Raw genomic sequence first — 17,273 nt, forward strand, 5'->3', positions numbered from 1 at the left:
TGTCTCCAGCATAGACTCAGTGAAATTGAATTCCCCGTGAAGATGCGGGGTTCCTGCGGTCAGACGGAAAGACCCCGTGCACCTTTACTACAGCTTCACACTGGTATTCGTCACGACATGTGTAGGATAGGTGGTAGACGTCGAAGCAAGGGCGCCAGCTCTTGTGGAGTCATCCTTGAAATACCACCCTTGTCGTCATGGATATCTAACCGCGGTACAACAATATCCGGGACCGTGTGTGGCGGGTAGTTTGACTGGGGCGGTCGCCTCCCAAATGGTAACGGAGGCGCGCGAAGGTGGGCTCAGAGCGGTCGGAAATCGCTCGTTGAGTGCAATGGCATAAGCCTGCCTGACTGCGAGACTGACAAGTCGAGCAGAGTCGAAAGACGGCCATAGTGATCCGGTGGTCCCTCGTGGAAGGGCCATCGCTCAACGGATAAAAGGTACGCCGGGGATAACAGGCTGATGATGCCCAAGAGTCCATATCGACGGCATTGTTTGGCACCTCGATGTCGACTCATCACATCCTGGGGCTGGAGCAGGTCCCAAGGGTTTGGCTGTTCGCCAATTAAAGTGGTACGTGAGTTGGGTTCAGAACGTCGCGAGACAGTTCGGTCCCTATCTGCCGTGGGTGTAGGAGAATTGAGAGGATCTGTCCCTAGTACGAGAGGACCGGGATGGACGTACCTCTGGTGGACCTGTTGTGGCGCCAGCCGCATTGCAGGGTAGCTATGTACGGAAGGGATAACCGCTGAAAGCATCTAAGCGGGAAACCCACCTCAAAACCAGTTCTCCCTGAAGAGCCGTGGAAGACCACCACGTCGATAGGAAGCGTGTGGAAGTGTGGCAACACATGAAGCTTAGCTTTACTAATAGCTCGTTCGGCTTGATCGCTCTCATTAATCAATGTTCATCTTTTAGATGCGCTCCGCGCATCTAAAAGATCATCTTAAGTGCGCTATCGTCCTTTGGACTACTTGAGCGCGCCTGAAATGATCAAAAACAAGACCAGTTTTACCCCTCATGGAAACACAGTTCGAAGCGAAAGCTTCGCAAGGCCAAGCGGCCGTCGTCCGGTCAGGACGCGCTCCCGCAGGCCAGCGCTTGAAAAGCGCGGTGCGGCCGTGAGGGAATAGCAAACTGCGCTTCGCCGGCCTGGTGGCCACTGCGGGGAGCCCCCACCCGATCCCATCCCGAACTCGGCCGTGAAACTCCCCAGCGCCAATGGTACTGCATCTTAAGGTGTGGGAGAGTAGGTCGCCGCCAGGCCTGCAAATCGCAGTTTGTTGCTCAACGATGAAACCTCTTGCCGGTCAATCCGGATCCCAGCACCTCATAGCTCAACGCACCAGGGTGCTGGCACCATGGAGCAGACCCGTTTGCCCGAAGGCGAAAGCCGAGGACAAACAAAGCAAAAATGTCCGGGCACAAAAAAAGCCCCTCCTGGATACTTCGGTAACCCGGAACCAAAAAATAACGCGGGATGGAGCAGCCCGGTAGCTCGTCAGGCTCATAACCTGAAGGTCGCAGGTTCAAATCCTGCTCCCGCAACCAACAAATAACCCGGCCACAAGCCGGGCTTTTTTGTTGGTAACGGATACAGATTTTAACATGACCGGGGCCCCACAAGGAGGGCAAAGCCCGACGCAACCGGGCAGAAAACAATCAAAGCCTGCTCACAAAACCAAATCAAAAAAGCCCGCTCGGTTCATGCCGGCGGGCTCTTTGATGTTCAAGGACAAACCGAACCGCGCGGCCATACAAGGGGCAGACCGGTCGGCCGGCTCAAGAGCTAACGGAGCAATCGTAGCCCGTACAGTGCAAGGCCTGCTCCCGAAACCAACAAATAACCCGGCCAAGTGCCGTGTTTTTGTCGGGAACGCATACAGAGTTTGATCTAACAGACCTTCGCAAGCAGCGCAAAACCGGACGCAGCGCGACAACAAGGCCCGCTCGGTGCAGAAAATCGGACTTCTAGACGTAAAACGGGGAAAATCGCTGAAAACACGCCAGGTAATCTTTGCGCGGACCAAAAGTCATCAGGCTCCGTGCACCTGGTGTTTCATCCCAATGATAAATCTCAAAGCGTGCCTCTCAGCTTCTGTCCTATCGTGATTGAAACGGTTTAAGAGCTAGTCCAGGGACCGCTTCATGCATGAAATGTCATTATGCGAAAACATCCTTGAAATCATAAACGCCCAGGCGGATCAGCAGGCCTTTTCCAAAGTGGATCTGGTACGTCTTGAGGTAGGCCCCCTGTCCGGCGTTGAGGTTGAAGCGCTTCGTTTCGGGTTTGACGTTGTCATGCGCGGCAGTGTTGCGGAAAAGGCCAGGCTTGACATCATCTGCCCGGAAGCCGCCGCCTGGTGTGCGTCGTGCAACAAAACGGTTTCCATCATCGAACGATACGATCCCTGCCCCGCTTGCGGAGCGGTCAACCTGCAGATCACCAGCGGCGGTGAATTGCGGATCAAGGAAATGGAGGTGTCCTGATGTGTACTGTCTGCGGATGCGGCGCCGGCGAAGCCAGGCTGGAAGGGTCCGAGAAGCCGGTGCCGGCGCATGAAGCCGGTCATCATCACCATGCGTCGGTGCATGGCGGCGCCCACCATCATCATTACGGAACCGGCGACGCCGGCGCTTCTGTTCCCGGCATGAGCCAAACCCGGATGATCCAGCTGGAACAGGACATATTGTCCAAGAACAATTCCTATGCCGATGCCAACCGCCGTTTTTTTGCCGAGCGGTCGATCTTCGCGCTCAATCTTGTGTCCAGTCCGGGCTCCGGCAAGACAGCCCTGCTGGTGGAAACGCTGAAGAGATTGAAGACGACCGGTGACTGCTATGTCATTGAGGGCGACCAGCAGACCAGCAATGACGCCGACCGGATCCGCGAGACGGGTGTCAGTGCAATCCAGATCAACACCGGCAAGGGCTGTCATCTCGATGGTCACATGATCGGACATGCGGTAGACGATCTGGCGCCGCGAGACGGAAGTCTGATCTTCATTGAAAACGTCGGCAACCTCGTGTGCCCGGCGGCTTTCGACCTGGGCGAAGCCCACAAGGTCGCGATCCTCTCGGTCACGGAAGGCGAGGACAAGCCGCTCAAATACCCGGATATGTTCGCTGCGGCCGATCTCATGTTGCTGAACAAGTCCGACCTACTGCCGCATCTCGATTTCGACGTGGAAGTGGCCAGGGAAAATGCCCTGCGGGTCAATCCGAACATCACCATCCTGACGGTCTCGGCCAAAACAGGCGAGGGCCTCGATCAGTGGCTTGGCTGGATCGAGGCGGCTCGCGCCATGCGACTGGCCGGGCATCCGGTTCTCGGCGCAGCGGAATAGGAGCGGTCCATGTGTCTGGCTATCCCGGCGAAAGTCACCGAGCTACTTGACGACGCCATGGCCGTTGTTGCCCTGGAAGGGATCAAGAAGAAGATCTCGACCGCCCTGGTGGAGGACCTCTCGGTCGGCGACTATGTGCTCGTTCACGTGGGCTACGCGCTCCACAAGGTCAGTCCGGAAGAGGCAAGCCGGACCCTGTCGCTCATGGCCGAGGCCGGCGTGTTGCAGGAAGAGCTTCAGGAAATCGCGGAGACGTCCCGATGAAATATGTCGACGAGTTTCGCGACCGGAACCTTGCGAAAACGATCGCAGAGGCGATCCGACAGGAGGCCGATCCCGCTCGCAGCTACAACCTGATGGAGTTTTGCGGCGGGCATACCCACGCCATTTTCCGCTATGGCGTCAAGGACTTGATGCCGGAAAACGTTCATTTCGTTCATGGCCCCGGGTGTCCCGTCTGCGTGTTGCCCGTGAGGCGCCTGGATGACGCTGTGGAGATTGCCGAACGCCACGACGTGATCCTGTGCACCTATGGGGACATGATGCGCGTGCCGGGCACCAGGCAGCGCAGCCTGATCAGGGCCAAGGCGGACGGCGCGGATATCCGCATGGTCTATTCGACCCTGGATGCACTCCACATTGCGCGGTCCAATCCCGATCGTCAGGTAGTGTTCTTTGCCATCGGTTTTGAAACGACGACACCGCCGACGGCGGTTGCCATCCGGCAGGCCGAGAAGGAAGGCCTCCGGAACTTTTCCGTCTTCTGCAACCACGTTCTGACGCCGTCTGCCATTGGCCATATTCTGGAATCGCCTGAAGTGCGAGACCTCGGCACGGTGCGGATCGACGGATTTCTGGGCCCCTCACATGTCAGTTCGGTCATCGGATCCGAGCCATACGAGTTCTTTGCCGAGGAATTCGGCAAGCCGGTTGTCATTGCCGGCTTTGAACCCCTGGATGTGATGCAGTCCACCCTGATGCTGGTCCGGCAGATCAACGAGGGCCGGCATGAAGTGGAAAATGAATACACGCGCGTGGTGACCCGCGCCGGCAACCTGAAAGCCCAGGCGCTTGTCTCGGAGATCTTTGAACTGCGTCGGAGTTTCGAGTGGCGCGGGCTTGGAACGGTTCCCTATAGCGCCCTGAAGATCCGGGCGCGTTTTGCTGCGTTTGACGCGGAAAAATGCTTTGCCGTGACCGAAAAGCAGTCACGCGAAGTCAAGTCCTGCGAGTGCCCAGCCATCCTGCGCGGCGTCAAGAAACCGACAGATTGCAAGCTCTTTGGCACCGTCTGCACGCCGGACACGCCGATGGGATCCTGCATGGTGTCCTCCGAAGGGGCCTGCGCCGCTTACTGGACCTATGGCCGCCACCGGCAGACAGCCCGCACGCGCCGGAAGGAGACTGCGGCATGAATGCGGTGACACCGGAAATCGGCAAGCGCAAAGGCGCCGTCGACATGGCCCATGGCGGCGGCGGCCGCGCCATGGCGGACCTGATCCAGGACCTGTTTCAGCGGCATCTGGGCAATCCGATCCTGGATCAGGGCAATGATGCCGCCCTGTTGGCCGCGCCTTCGGGCCGGCTTGTCATGTCTACCGATGGCCATGTCATCTCGCCGCTGTTTTTCCCGGGCGGCGACATCGGTTCCCTGTCGGTTCACGGCACCTTGAATGATGTGGCGATGGCCGGCGCGAGGCCGCTCTATCTGACGGCAGGCTTCATCCTGGAAGAAGGATTTCCGCTGGCCGATCTGGAACGCATTGTTGTCTCCATGGCACTTGCGGCCCGGGAAGCGGGTGTTCCCGTCGTCACCGGAGACACCAAGGTGGTCGAAAAGGGAAAGGGAGACGGGGTCTTCATCACGACGACCGGCCTCGGTGTCGTGCCTGACGGGGTTCATGTGTCTGCGGGAAATGCCCGTCCGGGCCAGGCCATCCTTCTCTCCGGTTCGATCGGCGACCATGGCGTCGCCATCCTGTCCAGGCGGGAAAACCTTGAATTCGAGACGGAACTTCTCTCCGACAGCGCCGCACTGCACACGCTCGTGGCCGACATGATCGCCGAAGTGCCCGGGATCGCCGTGCTTCGCGACCCGACGCGCTGCGGTCTGGCGGCAACGCTGAACGAGATCACCCACGCTGCAGGTGTTGGCATGCATCTTCACGAGAGCGCCATTCCCGTGAAGCGGGATGTCGCTGCGGCCTGTGAGTTGCTTGGGCTTGATCCGCTCTATGTCGCCAATGAAGGCAAGCTGATCTGCCTGTGCGGCGCGGATGATGCGGAACGTCTGCTTGCCGTCATGAAGGCGCACCCGCTCGGCAAGGAGGCCGCAATCATCGGTGAGGTGACGGAAGACGCTGCCGGCCTAGTCGAGATGGAAACGGACATTGGCGGTCTGCGTGTTGTCGACTGGCTGTCCGGTGAACAGTTGCCGAGGATCTGCTGAGCGTGAGGATCCTGCTTCTCTGCCACGCATTCAACGCACTGACGCAGCGATTGCATTGCGAGCTCCGTTCAAAGGGGCACGAAGTGTCGGTGGAATTCGACATCAACGATGCGGTGACAGGGGAAGCAGTCGATCTTTTCCAGCCTGACGTCCTGATTGCGCCCTTTCTGAAACGTGCCATTCCGGCATCCGTGTTCGAGGCCCTTCCCTGCCTTGTCGTTCACCCGGGGCCTCCCGGAGACCGGGGACCGGCAGCGCTCGATTGGGCCATACTGGAAGGCAAAAAGACATGGGGTGTCACCGTTCTGCAGGCGGTTGCAGAGCTGGACGCCGGGCCGGTCTGGGCGAGCCGGTCTTTTGAACTCCGGCAGGCAAGCAAGTCCAGCCTGTACCGGCATGAAGTGACCGAGGCGGCGGTCTCTGCGGTGTTCGAGGCGCTGGACAAATATGTCGCGGGAGAAAGCCCGGGGCCGGTCGAAAGGGAAGCGTCCCTTTGGCGGTCCGCGCCGCGGCAGGCAGACCGGGCCCTCGACTGGGCCCGGGACCGAAGTGAGACCATCCTGCAAAAGATCCGCTCCGCAGACGGCATGCCGGGGCTCCTGAGCGAGCTTTTCGGAACAGACACCTACCTCTATGACGCCCGTCCCTGCAAAACTTCGTTCAGACCGGAGGCAGAACCGGGCACCGTCATTGGCCGGTCCGGCACGGCGCTGGCGGTCAGGACCGTGGATGGCGCGGTCTGGATCGGTCACGTAAGGCGGAAAGCCGACAAGGCGATCAAGCTGCCGGCGACTGCGGTTTTCGCGGCAGAAACTGACGAGCTTCAGGACGTTCCCGGCGCCTATCGGGAGATTGCCTTTGAAGAGATTGCCGGCGTCGGATACCTGCATTTCGATTTCTATAACGGCGCGATGGGCACGGACGCATGCCGCCGGATGCTTGCCGCGTTTGAGGCGGCCGCGCAAAGTTCCGCGCAGATCCTTGTGCTGACCGGTGGAGTTGATCACTGGTCGAACGGCCTCAATCTCAACCTGATCGAGGCAGCGGACAGTCCGGCGGAAGAAAGCTGGAACAACATTCAGGCGATCGACGACCTTGCCGAGGCGATCATCCGAACCACCGGCAAATGGGTCATTTCCGCCATGGGCGGCAACGCCGGTGCAGGCGGGGTCTTTCTCGCCAGAGCCGCGGATGAGGTCTGGATCCGGTCCGCCACCGTGCTCAATCCGCATTACAAGGACATGGGCAATCTCTATGGCTCCGAATACTGGACCTATCTCCTGCCGAAACATGCCGGTCCGGAAAATGCAGACCGGATTGCCAGGGCCCGCTGGCCGATGGGAGCGGCAGAAGCACTCGAACTGGGTCTGGCCAACCGGGTCTTTGAGGCCGACCAGGCGTCATTTGCCGATGAGGTCCGGGAGGCGGCATCCGGACTGGCAGACCAGGACCTGACCGCACGACTGATCGCAAAGGCGGTGCAGCGTGAGCGGGACGAGCGTCTAAAACCGCTTGCGGATTACCGCGAGGCCGAGCTTGCCCGCATGCGCCGGAATTTCTTCGGCTTTGATCCGAGTTATCATGTTGCGCGGTACAATTTTGTCCGCAAGGTTGCGAAATCGCGCACGCCGCTGACACTTGCAACTCACCGTTCCGGCCGTAGTGCTGTTCGGCAACGGACGGGCGTCGTCTCATGATCGCGCCAATGCCTTTGGAGCAAGGCGCATTGCAGGTTCGGGTCAGGGGACAGGTCCAGGGGGTCGGATTCCGGCCCTTTGTCTGGCGCCTGGCGCAGGAAGAACGGCTTGACGGTCATGTTCTCAACGACGCGGAAGGCGTGCTGATCGAGGTCCGGGGGACTGCCACAGCGATCGACCGGTTTGTGGACCGTCTGCGCGGTGAACAGCCACCGCTGGCCCGCATCGATACACTTACCCAGCGGATGATTGCCCGGCCTTTAGAGGAACTGCCTGCGGGGTTTCACATCATTGCCAGTGTACCCGGCGCGATAACAACCGGCATCGTACCGGATGCGGCGACCTGCCCGGACTGCCTGCGGGAGATCCTTGACCCGACCGACCGGCGCTTTGGCTACGCATTCACCAACTGTACCCATTGCGGACCGCGGCTCTCGATTGTCAACGCCATTCCCTATGATCGTGCTACAACGTCAATGGCCGCCTTTGCCATGTGCGAGGCCTGTCAGGGCGAATACGACAATCCCGCCGATCGCAGGTTCCATGCCCAGCCGAATGCCTGCCCCGAGTGCGGCCCGGCGGTCTGGGCCGAGCAGCAGGGCAGGCGTTTCGAAACCACCGATCCGATCGAGTGGGCCGCGCAGCAACTGACGGATGGCGCGATCCTGGCAATCAAGGGCATTGGTGGCTTTCATCTGGCCGTTGACGCGGGCAATGCGGCGGCCATCGAAACGTTGCGCGCACGCAAGGCCAGGCCGTCCAAACCGCTTGCCCTGATGGCGCGGGACATCGCTCAGATCCGGGAGTTCTGTCGTGTCAGCGATGAGGAAGCCGTCCTTCTGGCAGATCGCGCGGCCCCCATTGTGCTTCTGGAGAAGATTTCGGCGGCCGGCCTGCCGGAGCTCCTGGCACCCGGCATGGACCGACTGGGCGTGATGCTGCCCTATTCACCTCTGCATCATCTCCTGGTGGCCAGGCTGGACGGACCGGTCGTGCTGACGTCCGGCAATCTTTCCGAAGAGCCGCAGGTGATCGACAACGAGGAGGCGCGACGGAAACTCAAGCCGATTGCCGACGGCTTTCTGATGCATGACCGGGCTATTGTGAACCGGCTCGACGACAGTGTTGTGCGGTTGTCTCGCGCGGGTGCGGCGGTCCTTCGCCGGGCCAGGGGATATGCGCCTATGCCGCTGCGCCTTCCGGCCTTCCTAGAGACGGCCCCACGTGTCCTGGCGATGGGAGGCGCGTTGAAATCGACCTTCTGTCTGCTGCGCGCAGGAGAGGCCGTTGTCTCACAGCACATGGGCGACCTTGAAAACAGGCTGGCCCTGGAAGACCTGAAGAAAAACCTGGACCTTTACCGGCAGAGCCATGGTTTTGAACCTGAAGTGATCGCTGTCGATAGCCATCCGGACTACCTGTCGACACAGCTGGGGCGGCAATTGGCCAGCGCGTTGGACGCGGATCTCGTCGAGGTGCAGCATCACCATGCCCATCTGGCCGCATGCCTTGCAGAACACGGCGTTGAACGGGACGATGAAGACTGCCTTGCAATCGTGCTCGACGGATCGGGCCTTGGAAGCGATGGCACGATCTGGGGCGGTGAACTGCTTGTCGGCGGTTACCTTGAATTCGAACGGGTTGGCTATTTCCTTCCGGTAGCCCTGCCGGGGGAACAGCGGCGATCCGCGAACCCTGGCGCAACCTGTTTGCGCATCTGCATGCTGCCTTTGGCCCCGAAGAAGCTAAGCGGCTAGCAAGGTCGATCCCGGGCTTTGAAGACAAAAACCTTGGCGTTATGGACCAGATGATCCGCAAGGGGGTGAATGCGCCTTTGTCTTCATCTGCAGGCCGGTTGTTTGACGCGGTTGCGGCTGCGCTTGGTATCTGTTCGGGAAAACAGAGCTATGAGGGGGAAACCGGTGCAAGGCTCGAGGCGCTTGCCCGACCCTGTCTCAAATCCGAAAGCGGTTATCCGGTTCATGTCCTTGAGGAGGACGCCCTTGTCTTCTCCTGGGCCCCGCTCTGGAGCGCCCTGCTTGCCGATTCGAGCCGGGGTGTCGAGCCGGAACGGATCGCGGCGCGGTTTCATCTGGCTCTCATCGAAACACTGACTGAAACAAGCCTGGATATTGCCAGACGCAGAGGCCTGAATCGGATCATCCTGTCCGGCGGTGTCATGCAGAACGCGATCCTGGCTGAGGGGCTGGCCATGCAGCTGGGGGCGGCAGGGATGAAGGTCCTGCAGCCGCGGCAACTGCCTGTCAATGACGGCGGCCTTTGCCTCGGACAGGCAGCCGTCGCCGCCGCATCCATGATGCCTTAGAGCCAGGACCGGGCGTCAGGCCGGAGGCGCGCCAACGGCATCCGGATGCGCGTCCCTGAAGGCTTCGAGCGCCTGACAGGCCTCGGCCACGCGGCGGATTTTCGTGAAATCTGAAAGGTCCACACCCCAGCGCTCGGCATTGTAGAGCTGCGGGATCAGGCAGCAGTCGGCCATGGTCGGGCTGTTTCCATGGCAGAAGGGCCCGTTTTCATCCAGAAGATCTTCAAAGGCAGCGAGCCCTTTGCCGATGAAATGCCGCATCCAGGCCACCTTGGTCTCGTCACCGCCGCCTGTCAGGTCGCTGACATGCTTGACCACGCTGAGGTTGCAGACCGGGTGGATTTCCATGGCGATGGCATAGGACAGTTGTCGAACCCGGTACTGGCCGTCAATGTCATCCGGCAGCAGATCTGATTCCGGGACGATGGCGTCCAGATATTCGATGATGGCCAGCGACTGGGTCAGTGTCTTGCCGTCGATGATCACGGCTGGCAGCAGCCCTTGCGGATTGAGCTTCAGATAGTCGTCTTCCAGATGCGCGCGCGTCAGCAGGTTGACCGGACGGTAATCGGCTTCAAGGCCAAGCAGGTTGAGCGCGATGCGCACCCTATAGCTCGCGGAAGACCGCCAGTAATCATAAAAAACAATGTCTTTTGCCATCAAACCCTCCCGGACACGCAATGCGCATAGATACACCTATTCGGCCCCGAATTGGCAAGGGGCTGTGATGTTTTGGGAGCGAAACGGCACGCCCACAAGAAAAGAGGCGAATGAAGCCGCTCATTCCCACAGTGCCACCCCGGACAAGCGCAGCGCAGATCCGGGGCCTAGGCGCAGGACTGTTTGCTGAAGCGGTGAGGAATTTGCCGAACCGCAGCTGAGTGCGACCGGCACTCTGCAAACGAGTGGGGCCCGGGTCTCGCATTGCTCGCCCGGGATGACTCTGTTGAATGCCGGAAGGTTGGAGAAACCAGGTGGCGACAGGTGCGCCCAGCAAATCACCTCACCTTTGTCATCCCGGTTTGGCGCGAAGCGGCAAGACCGGGACCCAGTACGCCGCAGCGCTTTGTCATCATCGCAGACGGTGGTGGTTACTGGGCCCCGGGTCTGCGCTGCGCTTCGCCCTGGGTGACAAATGAGGGGTCGCAAAGGGAAGGGTTCAGGACAGAACCAGCTCTCTTTCGCGGCCTGCAGAAACCCTGCGACTTGCTGGCCGCCCTGCCATCACAGGTGCCTTGCCCTTCTGTGCCTTGCCGGCCACGTAGACCTCGTCAATCGAGCGGTCGTCGCCAAGCATCTGCAGGACGAACAGTTCTTCCGCCAGCGTTTCCGCCCGTTCCATGCGCAAGGCCATGGCTTCGGTGGCGCGCGCGTTCAGCACCACGATATCGGCTTCCGTGCCTTCGTCGAGCGTGCCGATCCTGTCTTGAAGACCCAGTGCGACCGCGTTGCCGCGGGTGATCCAGTGGAAGGCGCGGAACGGGTGCAGCTTCTGGTCCTGCAGCTGCAGGATCTTGTAGCCCTCGTTCAGGGTTTGCAGCATGGAATAGCTGGTGCCCGCGCCAATGTCGGTGGCAATCGCGTTGACGATGCCTCTGGATTTCAGACCGGCATCATCGAACAGGCCGCTGCCCAGGAAGAGATTGGAGGTCGGGCAGAAGACCGGCCGGGCGCCGGTTTCGGCGAGGGCATCGATCTCGCGCTGTTCCAGGTGGATCGAATGGCCGAGCAGCATCTTGTCCGACAAGAGGCCGTAGCCCTGGTAGACATCGAGATAGTCGCGGGCCTCCGGATAGAGTTCCAGCGTGTAGGCGATTTCGTTCCTGTTTTCAGACAGATGGGTCTGGACGAAACAATCGGGATGCTCAGTGACCAGCGCACCGGCCATTTCCATCTGAGCAGGCGTTGAAGTGATCGCGAAACGCGGTGTGATCGCATAGTGCGCGCGGCCGCGGCCATGCCATTTTTCAATCAGGGCCCTGGTGTCGTCATAACCGGATTGCGGCGTGTCGCGCAGACCATCCGGTGCATTGCGGTCCATCAGCACCTTGCCGCCGATCATGCGCATGTTGCGCTGTTCGGCTTCCTCGAAATAGGCCTCGGCCGATTCCTTGTGAACCGAGCAATAGGCGACGGCCGTCGTCGTGCCGTGATTGGTCAGGAGATCGAAGAAGCGGCAGGCCATCGCGGCCGCGTGGTCTTCCTCGGCAAACCGGGTTTCTTCGGGAAACGTGTAGGTGTTGAGCCAGTCGAGCAGCTGCGCCCCCCAGGAGGCCACGATCTGCACTTGCGGGAAATGGACATGGGTGTCGATGAAACCGGCTGTCAGCAGATGCGGCCGATGGTCGATGATGTCCGCAGATCCGGCATCAGTCACCACGTCGGTGTAAGTGCCACGGCGCAGGATCAATCCGTTCTCGATCAGGAGCGCACCGTCTTCGATATAGTCAAAGGCGGCCGTATCATCCGCCGTTTGCGGCTCGGCCTTGAAGGTCAACAGGCGTCCGCGCAGGAGCAGGCGGTCGGATTGCATCGGAAAAACTCCAGTTGGTCAGAGTTTCGGGGCGGAAGGCCCGCCCCGAATGTGTTTCAAGTGTCGGTTATTCGCCCGGTGTCGGGTGCGCGTTTTCAATGTGTTCGGCTTCCGGCACGATCGCCTCTTCCCGGTGGAACACCGGATAGATGAAGAGGAACGCGGCCGCGATCAGGTAGCCGAGGCTGACGGTCGAGAAGTCCGGCCAGTGCAGCGTTGCCGAATGGATGATGCCTACGGAGGCCATCAGGAAGGCGGCGGCTGCAAACCCGCCTGCGATCCGGAACTTGCCGTCGATGACGCTGGCAACGATCGCCCCCCAGATCAGACCGGTCAGGATGGCGCCCTGGCTGAGCGCAAGGTGGCCCTCGTAATGCGCGCCCTGCTGCAGCATGGCCGCCGTCAGCTTCGGGTCGCCGAGGGCAAGCATGCCGGCGGCCCCGGTTGCCCCAAGCGCACCGATCAGCGAGCCCCACTTGATGATCAGGAAGCTGGAGACATGCGGCATCATGGCGATGGTGACAGCTGCCATGTGATCCGTCTTGACCGCATGCGCCGTGTTGGTGATCAGGCTGAGCGCCACGAAAACCAGCACCGGCGCGGCCGCCGCCACGGGGATCAGGTTGTTGAGGAAGGCCAGAAGCCCCAGAAACGCGGCCAGCGGAATGACCAGACCGACGCCGATCACGTAGCCGGAATGGGCGCCCATGCGCTTGTAGGCCGGGTGTCCGATATAGGCGGTGGTCGGGAAGGGCGAGCCGAACAGTGCACCGATCATGGTGCCTGCCCCGTCCGTGATCTGGCAGGTCGCAACCGGATAATGGTCGCCGGCGGCTTCCGCGCTCTCCACGTTGTTCATCGTTTCGATGAAGTTGTAGATCTGTACCGGCACCAGAACCAGGAACAGTTCCGGATTGGCGAAAAGGTGCTGGATGCCCGCGATCAGGTCGCCGAAATAGGGCACCGGCGGATAGAAACCGACCCCGTCGAAGCTGATCTTGGACTGGCCGATGGCAAGCGCCACCACGGTGCCGACGGCAAGCGCCAGAAGACCGGCCGGGATATTGAACGGCAGCCGGAACCGGCCGACCAGACCCCACAGGATGATGATCATCGAGGCAAAGCCGATGAACGGGTTTTCAAAGACGGTGGCCAGAGGCACGGTGCCGATGAAAACCAGGGCAATGCCGCAAAGCGTGCCGAGCATGCCGGCACGCGGGGTCACCTTCTTCAGCCAGGGGCCGACAATGGCGCCAAGCCCGGCAACGATGCCGCCCATGAAACCGGCGCCGATGCCGACCTGCCAGGCGAGCACCGGATCGTTGGTTGCCCAGTAGATCGGACCGATCACGCCGAAGAGATAGACGAACATCACCGGCGTGGATATGCCATAGGGCAGCGCGGTGACGTCCCGGCCATGTTGCGCGGCAGCCCGCTTTGCCAGGAGAACATAGATCGCGACACCGGCCAGGATGGCAATGGCGGCGCCTGGAACGATCCGGCCATAGACGATCTCCGCCGGCATCTGGAACACGAATTGACAGATGCCCGAGAGCACCATGAGGTTCACGAGATTGTCGGTGAACAGAGCCCAGAAAGCGCTGAAATCCCCTCTCGAGAACAGTTTGTAGTCGTACCTCCCAACCCGCATGTCGGGTCTCCTTTCAGGTAAAAAGGCCAGGTCGCACCCTCTCCCGCAGGCGGGACCGGCCGGTGTTTACTGCGCGGCTTGAAGCGGCGCAGTCTCCTCCCTGCCGCCGACCGCCCGGACCCCCGCCGTCAGGGCGGTAAGCACTTCGGACGCCACAAAGGCGGCAATGATTTCGGGGCGTTTGTCGGGGCTGCCTGTTGCGCCGATCGGACAGGTGAGCTGGTCGATCGACAGGCCATTGCAATGGCTGTCGCACCAGGAGCGCAGCTTGGCGCGTTTGGTGGCCGAACCGATCATGCCGACATAGGCCGCATGACCGAGCTCGAGCGCCGCTGAGGTCAGCAGGAAATCGAGACCGTGATCATGGGTCAGCACCACGAAGGCGCTGCCTTCGGGGGCATTGTAGATTTCGACTTCAGGAATGGCGCGCAGGCGCATGTCGACTTCTGCCGAACACTGGGCCAGTTCTTCCTTGCGCATGTCGACCAGGATGCAATTGACCGGGGCGTGCTGAAGCACATTGGCAATAGCCCGGCCGACATGGCCTGCTCCCAGCACATAGACATGCGGCAGGGTCTTTTCCTCGCACCGGAGGCGGTAAAGCGCATCCTGCCGATCGGCACGGCGCATCCGTGTCAGCTGCAGTTCCACGCGCCCACCGCAGCATTGTCCGATTTCCGGTCCAAGCGGCAGATCGAGCTGGCTGGCGAGCGTGCCTTCCACCAGCATGGTGCGCGCCTGGGTAATGGCGATATGCTCCAGCTGACCGCCGCCAATCGTTCCGAAAAGCGTCTCAAGACCGACAAACATCTCGGTGCCGGCTTCCCGGGGGGACGAGCCCCAAACGCGGGTCAGCTCGATCCGGATCAGCGGCTTTGAAGCGCCGAAGAAGGTTTCGGCCTGGTGGACGCTAAAGGACATGGCTCAGTCTCCGGCCCGCAGGCGTTCGATCGCCATCAGAACCCGTTCCGGCGTCGCCGGCGCGTCGAGACGCGGGCATTCGCTGTAGTCGGCCACGCTGGCGACAGCCATGGAGAGGGCCTCGAAGACCGAAATGCCGAGCATGAAGGGTGGTTCGCCGACGGCCTTGGACCGCTTGATCGTGCGTTCCTTGTTTTCCGACCAGTCCGCGAGGTTGACGTTGAACTGCCGCGGCCGATCGGAGGCAAGCGGGATCTTGTAGGTGGACGGGGCATGGGTCCGGAGCCGTCCGGCACTGTCCCACCAGAGTTCCTCGGTGGTCAGCCAGCCCATGCCCTGGATGAAGGCGCCTTCCACCTGACCCTTGTCGAGGATCGGGTTCAGTGACTTGCCGACGTCATGCAGGATGTCCGTGCGTTCGATCCGGTATTCCCCGGTGAGCGTATCGACGACGACTTCCGAGCAGGCAGCGCCATAGGAATAATAATAGAAGGGCCGACCCTTGCCGGCGGCGCGGTCCCAATGGATCTTCGGCGTCTTGTAGAAGCCGGCGGCCGACAGGTGCACCCGCGCCATATAGGCCTGGCGCACCAGGTCGTTGAACGGGATCAGCTCCTGGCCGGCCTGAACCATGTTGTTTGCAAACCGGACGTAGTCCGGAGCAACGCCATAGGTCTCCGCGGCAAAAGCGGTCAGACGCTCTTTCAGCTGCTCGGCAGCATTGAGCGCGGCCATGCCATTGAGATCCGTCCCGGAAGAGGCCGCGGTGGCCGATGTGTTCGGCACTTTTTCCGTTGTGGTCTTCGTGATCTTGATGCGCTCGAAATCGACCTGAAACGCGTCGGCGACAACCTGCGCCACCTTGGTGTTGAGCCCCTGGCCCATTTCGGTGCCACCGTGGTTCAGGTGGATCGAGCCGTCATTGTAGATGTGGATCAGTGCGCCGGCCTGATTGTACCAGGTGGCTGTAAAAGAAATGCCGAACTTGACCGGTGTCAGCGCAATGCCCCGCTTGAGAATTGAGGAACGGGCATTGAACTGAAGGATCGCCTCGCGGCGGGCCATGTAGTCGGAGGAGCTTTCGAGCTCACCGATCAGGCGCGGCAAGATGTTGTCCTCGACCTCCTGGTGATAGGGGGTGAGGCAGCGGCCGTCAGTGCGGTCGCCATAAAAATTGGCCTTGCGGATCTCCAGAGGATCCTTGCCGAGCGCATAGGCGATCTCCTCGATCATGCGCTCCGCCGCAACCACGCCCTGCGGTCCGCCGAAGCCGCGAAAGGCGGTGTTGGAGACCGTGTTGGTCTTCATCGGCCGGCTTCTAAGGCGGACATTCGGGTAGAAATAGGCATTGTCGGCGTGAAACAGCGCACGGTCTGTGACCGGGCCGGAGAGGTCCGAGGAATAGCCGCAACGCGCCGCAAAAACGCTGTCGACGGCCTGGATACGGCCTTCGCCGTCAAAGGCGACGTCATAGTCGACCACGAAATCGTGGCGTTTACCGGTGGCGGTCATGTCCTGGTCGCGGTCCGGGCGGATCTTCACCGGGCGGTTCCACTTCTTCGCGGCCAGGGCGGCCACGGCGCAGAAGAGGTTCATCTGGCTTTCCTTGCCGCCGAAGCCTCCGCCCATGCGGCGCACATTGACGGTCACCGCATTCGACGGCACGCCCAGAACATGGGCCACCATGTGCTGAGCTTCGCTTGGATGCTGGGTGGAGCAATGAACGGCAACATCATCGTCCTCGCCCGGTATGGCGAAGGCGATCTGGCCTTCCAGATACATGTGATCCTGACCGCCAATGGCGATCCGGCCCTTGATCCGGTTGTCTGCCGTCTCGAATGCGGGCGCGATGTCGCCGCGTTCCAGTTTGAGTGGATCGGTGATCAGCGGGTATCCCGCCTCCTGTGCGGCAACCGGATCCAGCGCGTGCGGAAGCACGTCATAGCCGATCTTTGCCAATTCGGCGGCACGCCGTGCGGCATCGCGGCTTTCGGCGACAACGGCAAACAGCGGCTGGCCATGAAATTCGGTTTTTTCGGTCGGAAAGACCGGCTCGTCCTGTTTGCCGGTCGGGCTGATGTCGTTGTGGCCTGGTATGTCGTCGGCCGTCAGGACGCCAACAACGCCGGGCGCGGCCAGAACGTCGGCAAGGTCCATCGAGGTGATCAGGCCATGTGCGACGCTGGACACGCCGAGATAGGCGTGCAGCGTGCCCTGCGGTTCGGCAATGTCGTCGCAATAATCGGCCCGGCCGGTGACGTGTTTTTCGGCGCTGTCATGGCGCCTGTCGGTGTGGACGCCGCCGCTGATGGTCTTCTTCGCGTGCTGGATGACGTCGTGTTTCAT

The 17,273-nt window shown here is 61.0% G+C and carries 11 protein-coding genes, 1 tRNA gene, 2 rRNA genes and 1 pseudogene (1 of these 15 only partly in view); 10 read left to right on the plus strand and 5 right to left on the minus strand.

What is annotated here, in order from left to right; translation table 11 throughout:
- From CHH27_RS20340 to hypF, 10 genes and pseudogenes are all read left to right on the plus strand, one after another.
- Nucleotides 1–894, plus strand: a 23S ribosomal RNA gene (locus tag CHH27_RS20340); it begins 1,826 nt to the left of the window's first position.
- 260 nt (nucleotides 895–1,154) lie between these two features.
- Nucleotides 1,155–1,269, plus strand: a 5S ribosomal RNA gene (gene rrf / locus CHH27_RS20345).
- Nucleotides 1,270–1,477: 208 nt separating this feature from the next.
- Nucleotides 1,478–1,554, plus strand: a tRNA-Met gene (locus CHH27_RS20350).
- Between the two features lie 597 nt (nucleotides 1,555–2,151).
- A complete protein-coding gene (gene hypA / locus CHH27_RS20355) occupies nucleotides 2,152–2,493 on the plus strand; it encodes a hydrogenase maturation nickel metallochaperone HypA (protein WP_094073208.1) in 342 nt (113 codons plus the stop codon).
- Nucleotides 2,493–3,350: a hydrogenase nickel incorporation protein HypB gene (hypB, locus tag CHH27_RS20360; protein WP_094073209.1), complete on the plus strand. Its 858-nt coding sequence runs from the start codon at nucleotides 2,493–2,495 to the stop codon at nucleotides 3,348–3,350. Before hypA ends, hypB begins: the two co-directional genes overlap by 1 nt.
- Nucleotides 3,351–3,359: 9 nt before the next feature.
- Entirely contained in the window at nucleotides 3,360–3,614 is a 255-nt protein-coding gene (locus tag CHH27_RS20365) for a HypC/HybG/HupF family hydrogenase formation chaperone (protein ID WP_094073210.1), read from the plus strand.
- On the plus strand, nucleotides 3,611–4,765 hold the full coding sequence (gene hypD / locus CHH27_RS20370; protein WP_094073211.1) for a hydrogenase formation protein HypD: 1,155 nt from the start codon (nucleotides 3,611–3,613) through the stop codon (nucleotides 4,763–4,765). The genes CHH27_RS20365 and hypD overlap by 4 nt, the downstream gene beginning before the upstream one ends.
- Nucleotides 4,762–5,799, plus strand: coding sequence for a hydrogenase expression/formation protein HypE (gene hypE / locus CHH27_RS20375; RefSeq protein ID WP_094073212.1), 1,038 nt, complete (start codon nucleotides 4,762–4,764; stop codon nucleotides 5,797–5,799). Before hypD ends, hypE begins: the two co-directional genes overlap by 4 nt.
- Nucleotides 5,800–5,801: 2 nt before the next feature.
- A complete protein-coding gene (locus CHH27_RS20380; RefSeq protein WP_094073213.1) occupies nucleotides 5,802–7,496 on the plus strand; it encodes a hydrogenase maturation protein in 1,695 nt (564 codons plus the stop codon).
- 8 nt (nucleotides 7,497–7,504) lie between these two features.
- Nucleotides 7,505–9,822 (plus strand): annotated as a pseudogene (gene hypF / locus CHH27_RS20385) (carbamoyltransferase HypF).
- Nucleotides 9,823–9,837: 15 nt separating this feature from the next.
- Here hypF and maiA read toward each other — a convergent pair.
- The 5 genes from maiA to xdhB form a co-directional block, all read right to left on the minus strand.
- A complete protein-coding gene (gene maiA / locus CHH27_RS20390) occupies nucleotides 9,838–10,482 on the minus strand; it encodes a maleylacetoacetate isomerase (RefSeq protein WP_094073214.1) in 645 nt (214 codons plus the stop codon).
- Nucleotides 10,483–10,981: 499 nt separating this feature from the next.
- Nucleotides 10,982–12,355, minus strand: coding sequence for a guanine deaminase (gene guaD / locus CHH27_RS20395; protein WP_094073215.1), 1,374 nt, complete (start codon nucleotides 12,353–12,355; stop codon nucleotides 10,982–10,984).
- 67 nt (nucleotides 12,356–12,422) lie between these two features.
- Entirely contained in the window at nucleotides 12,423–14,006 is a 1,584-nt protein-coding gene (locus CHH27_RS20400; RefSeq protein ID WP_094073216.1) for a xanthine/uracil/vitamin C permease, read from the minus strand.
- A gap of 66 nt (nucleotides 14,007–14,072) precedes the next feature.
- The gene (xdhC, locus tag CHH27_RS20405; RefSeq protein ID WP_094073217.1) at nucleotides 14,073–14,927 is read right to left on the minus strand and encodes a xanthine dehydrogenase accessory protein XdhC; all 855 of its coding nucleotides are present in this window, start codon (nucleotides 14,925–14,927) and stop codon (nucleotides 14,073–14,075) included.
- A gap of 3 nt (nucleotides 14,928–14,930) precedes the next feature.
- A complete protein-coding gene (gene xdhB / locus CHH27_RS20410; protein ID WP_094073218.1) occupies nucleotides 14,931–17,273 on the minus strand; it encodes a xanthine dehydrogenase molybdopterin binding subunit in 2,343 nt (780 codons plus the stop codon).

It is taken from the genome of Labrenzia sp. VG12 (genome assembly GCF_002237595.1).
Lineage (GTDB): Bacteria > Pseudomonadota > Alphaproteobacteria > Rhizobiales > Stappiaceae > Roseibium.

Bases quoted from the DNA above. Each gene is read 5' to 3' on its own strand.
- xdhC (WP_094073217.1), bottom strand. From the start codon at position 14,927: ATGTCCTTTAGCGTCCACCAGGCCGAAACCTTCTTCGGCGCTTCAAAG.
- xdhB (WP_094073218.1), bottom strand. From the start codon at position 17,273: ATGAAACACGACGTCATCCAGCACGCGAAGAAGACCATCAGCGGCGGC.
- CHH27_RS20365 (WP_094073210.1), top strand. From the start codon at position 3,360: ATGTGTCTGGCTATCCCGGCGAAAGTCACCGAGCTACTTGACGACGCC.
- hypD (WP_094073211.1), top strand. From the start codon at position 3,611: ATGAAATATGTCGACGAGTTTCGCGACCGGAACCTTGCGAAAACGATC.
- maiA (WP_094073214.1), bottom strand. From the start codon at position 10,482: ATGGCAAAAGACATTGTTTTTTATGATTACTGGCGGTCTTCCGCGAGC.
- guaD (WP_094073215.1), bottom strand. From the start codon at position 12,355: ATGCAATCCGACCGCCTGCTCCTGCGCGGACGCCTGTTGACCTTCAAG.
- CHH27_RS20400 (WP_094073216.1), bottom strand. From the start codon at position 14,006: ATGCGGGTTGGGAGGTACGACTACAAACTGTTCTCGAGAGGGGATTTC.
- hypE (WP_094073212.1), top strand. From the start codon at position 4,762: ATGAATGCGGTGACACCGGAAATCGGCAAGCGCAAAGGCGCCGTCGAC.
- hypA (WP_094073208.1), top strand. From the start codon at position 2,152: ATGCATGAAATGTCATTATGCGAAAACATCCTTGAAATCATAAACGCC.
- hypB (WP_094073209.1), top strand. From the start codon at position 2,493: ATGTGTACTGTCTGCGGATGCGGCGCCGGCGAAGCCAGGCTGGAAGGG.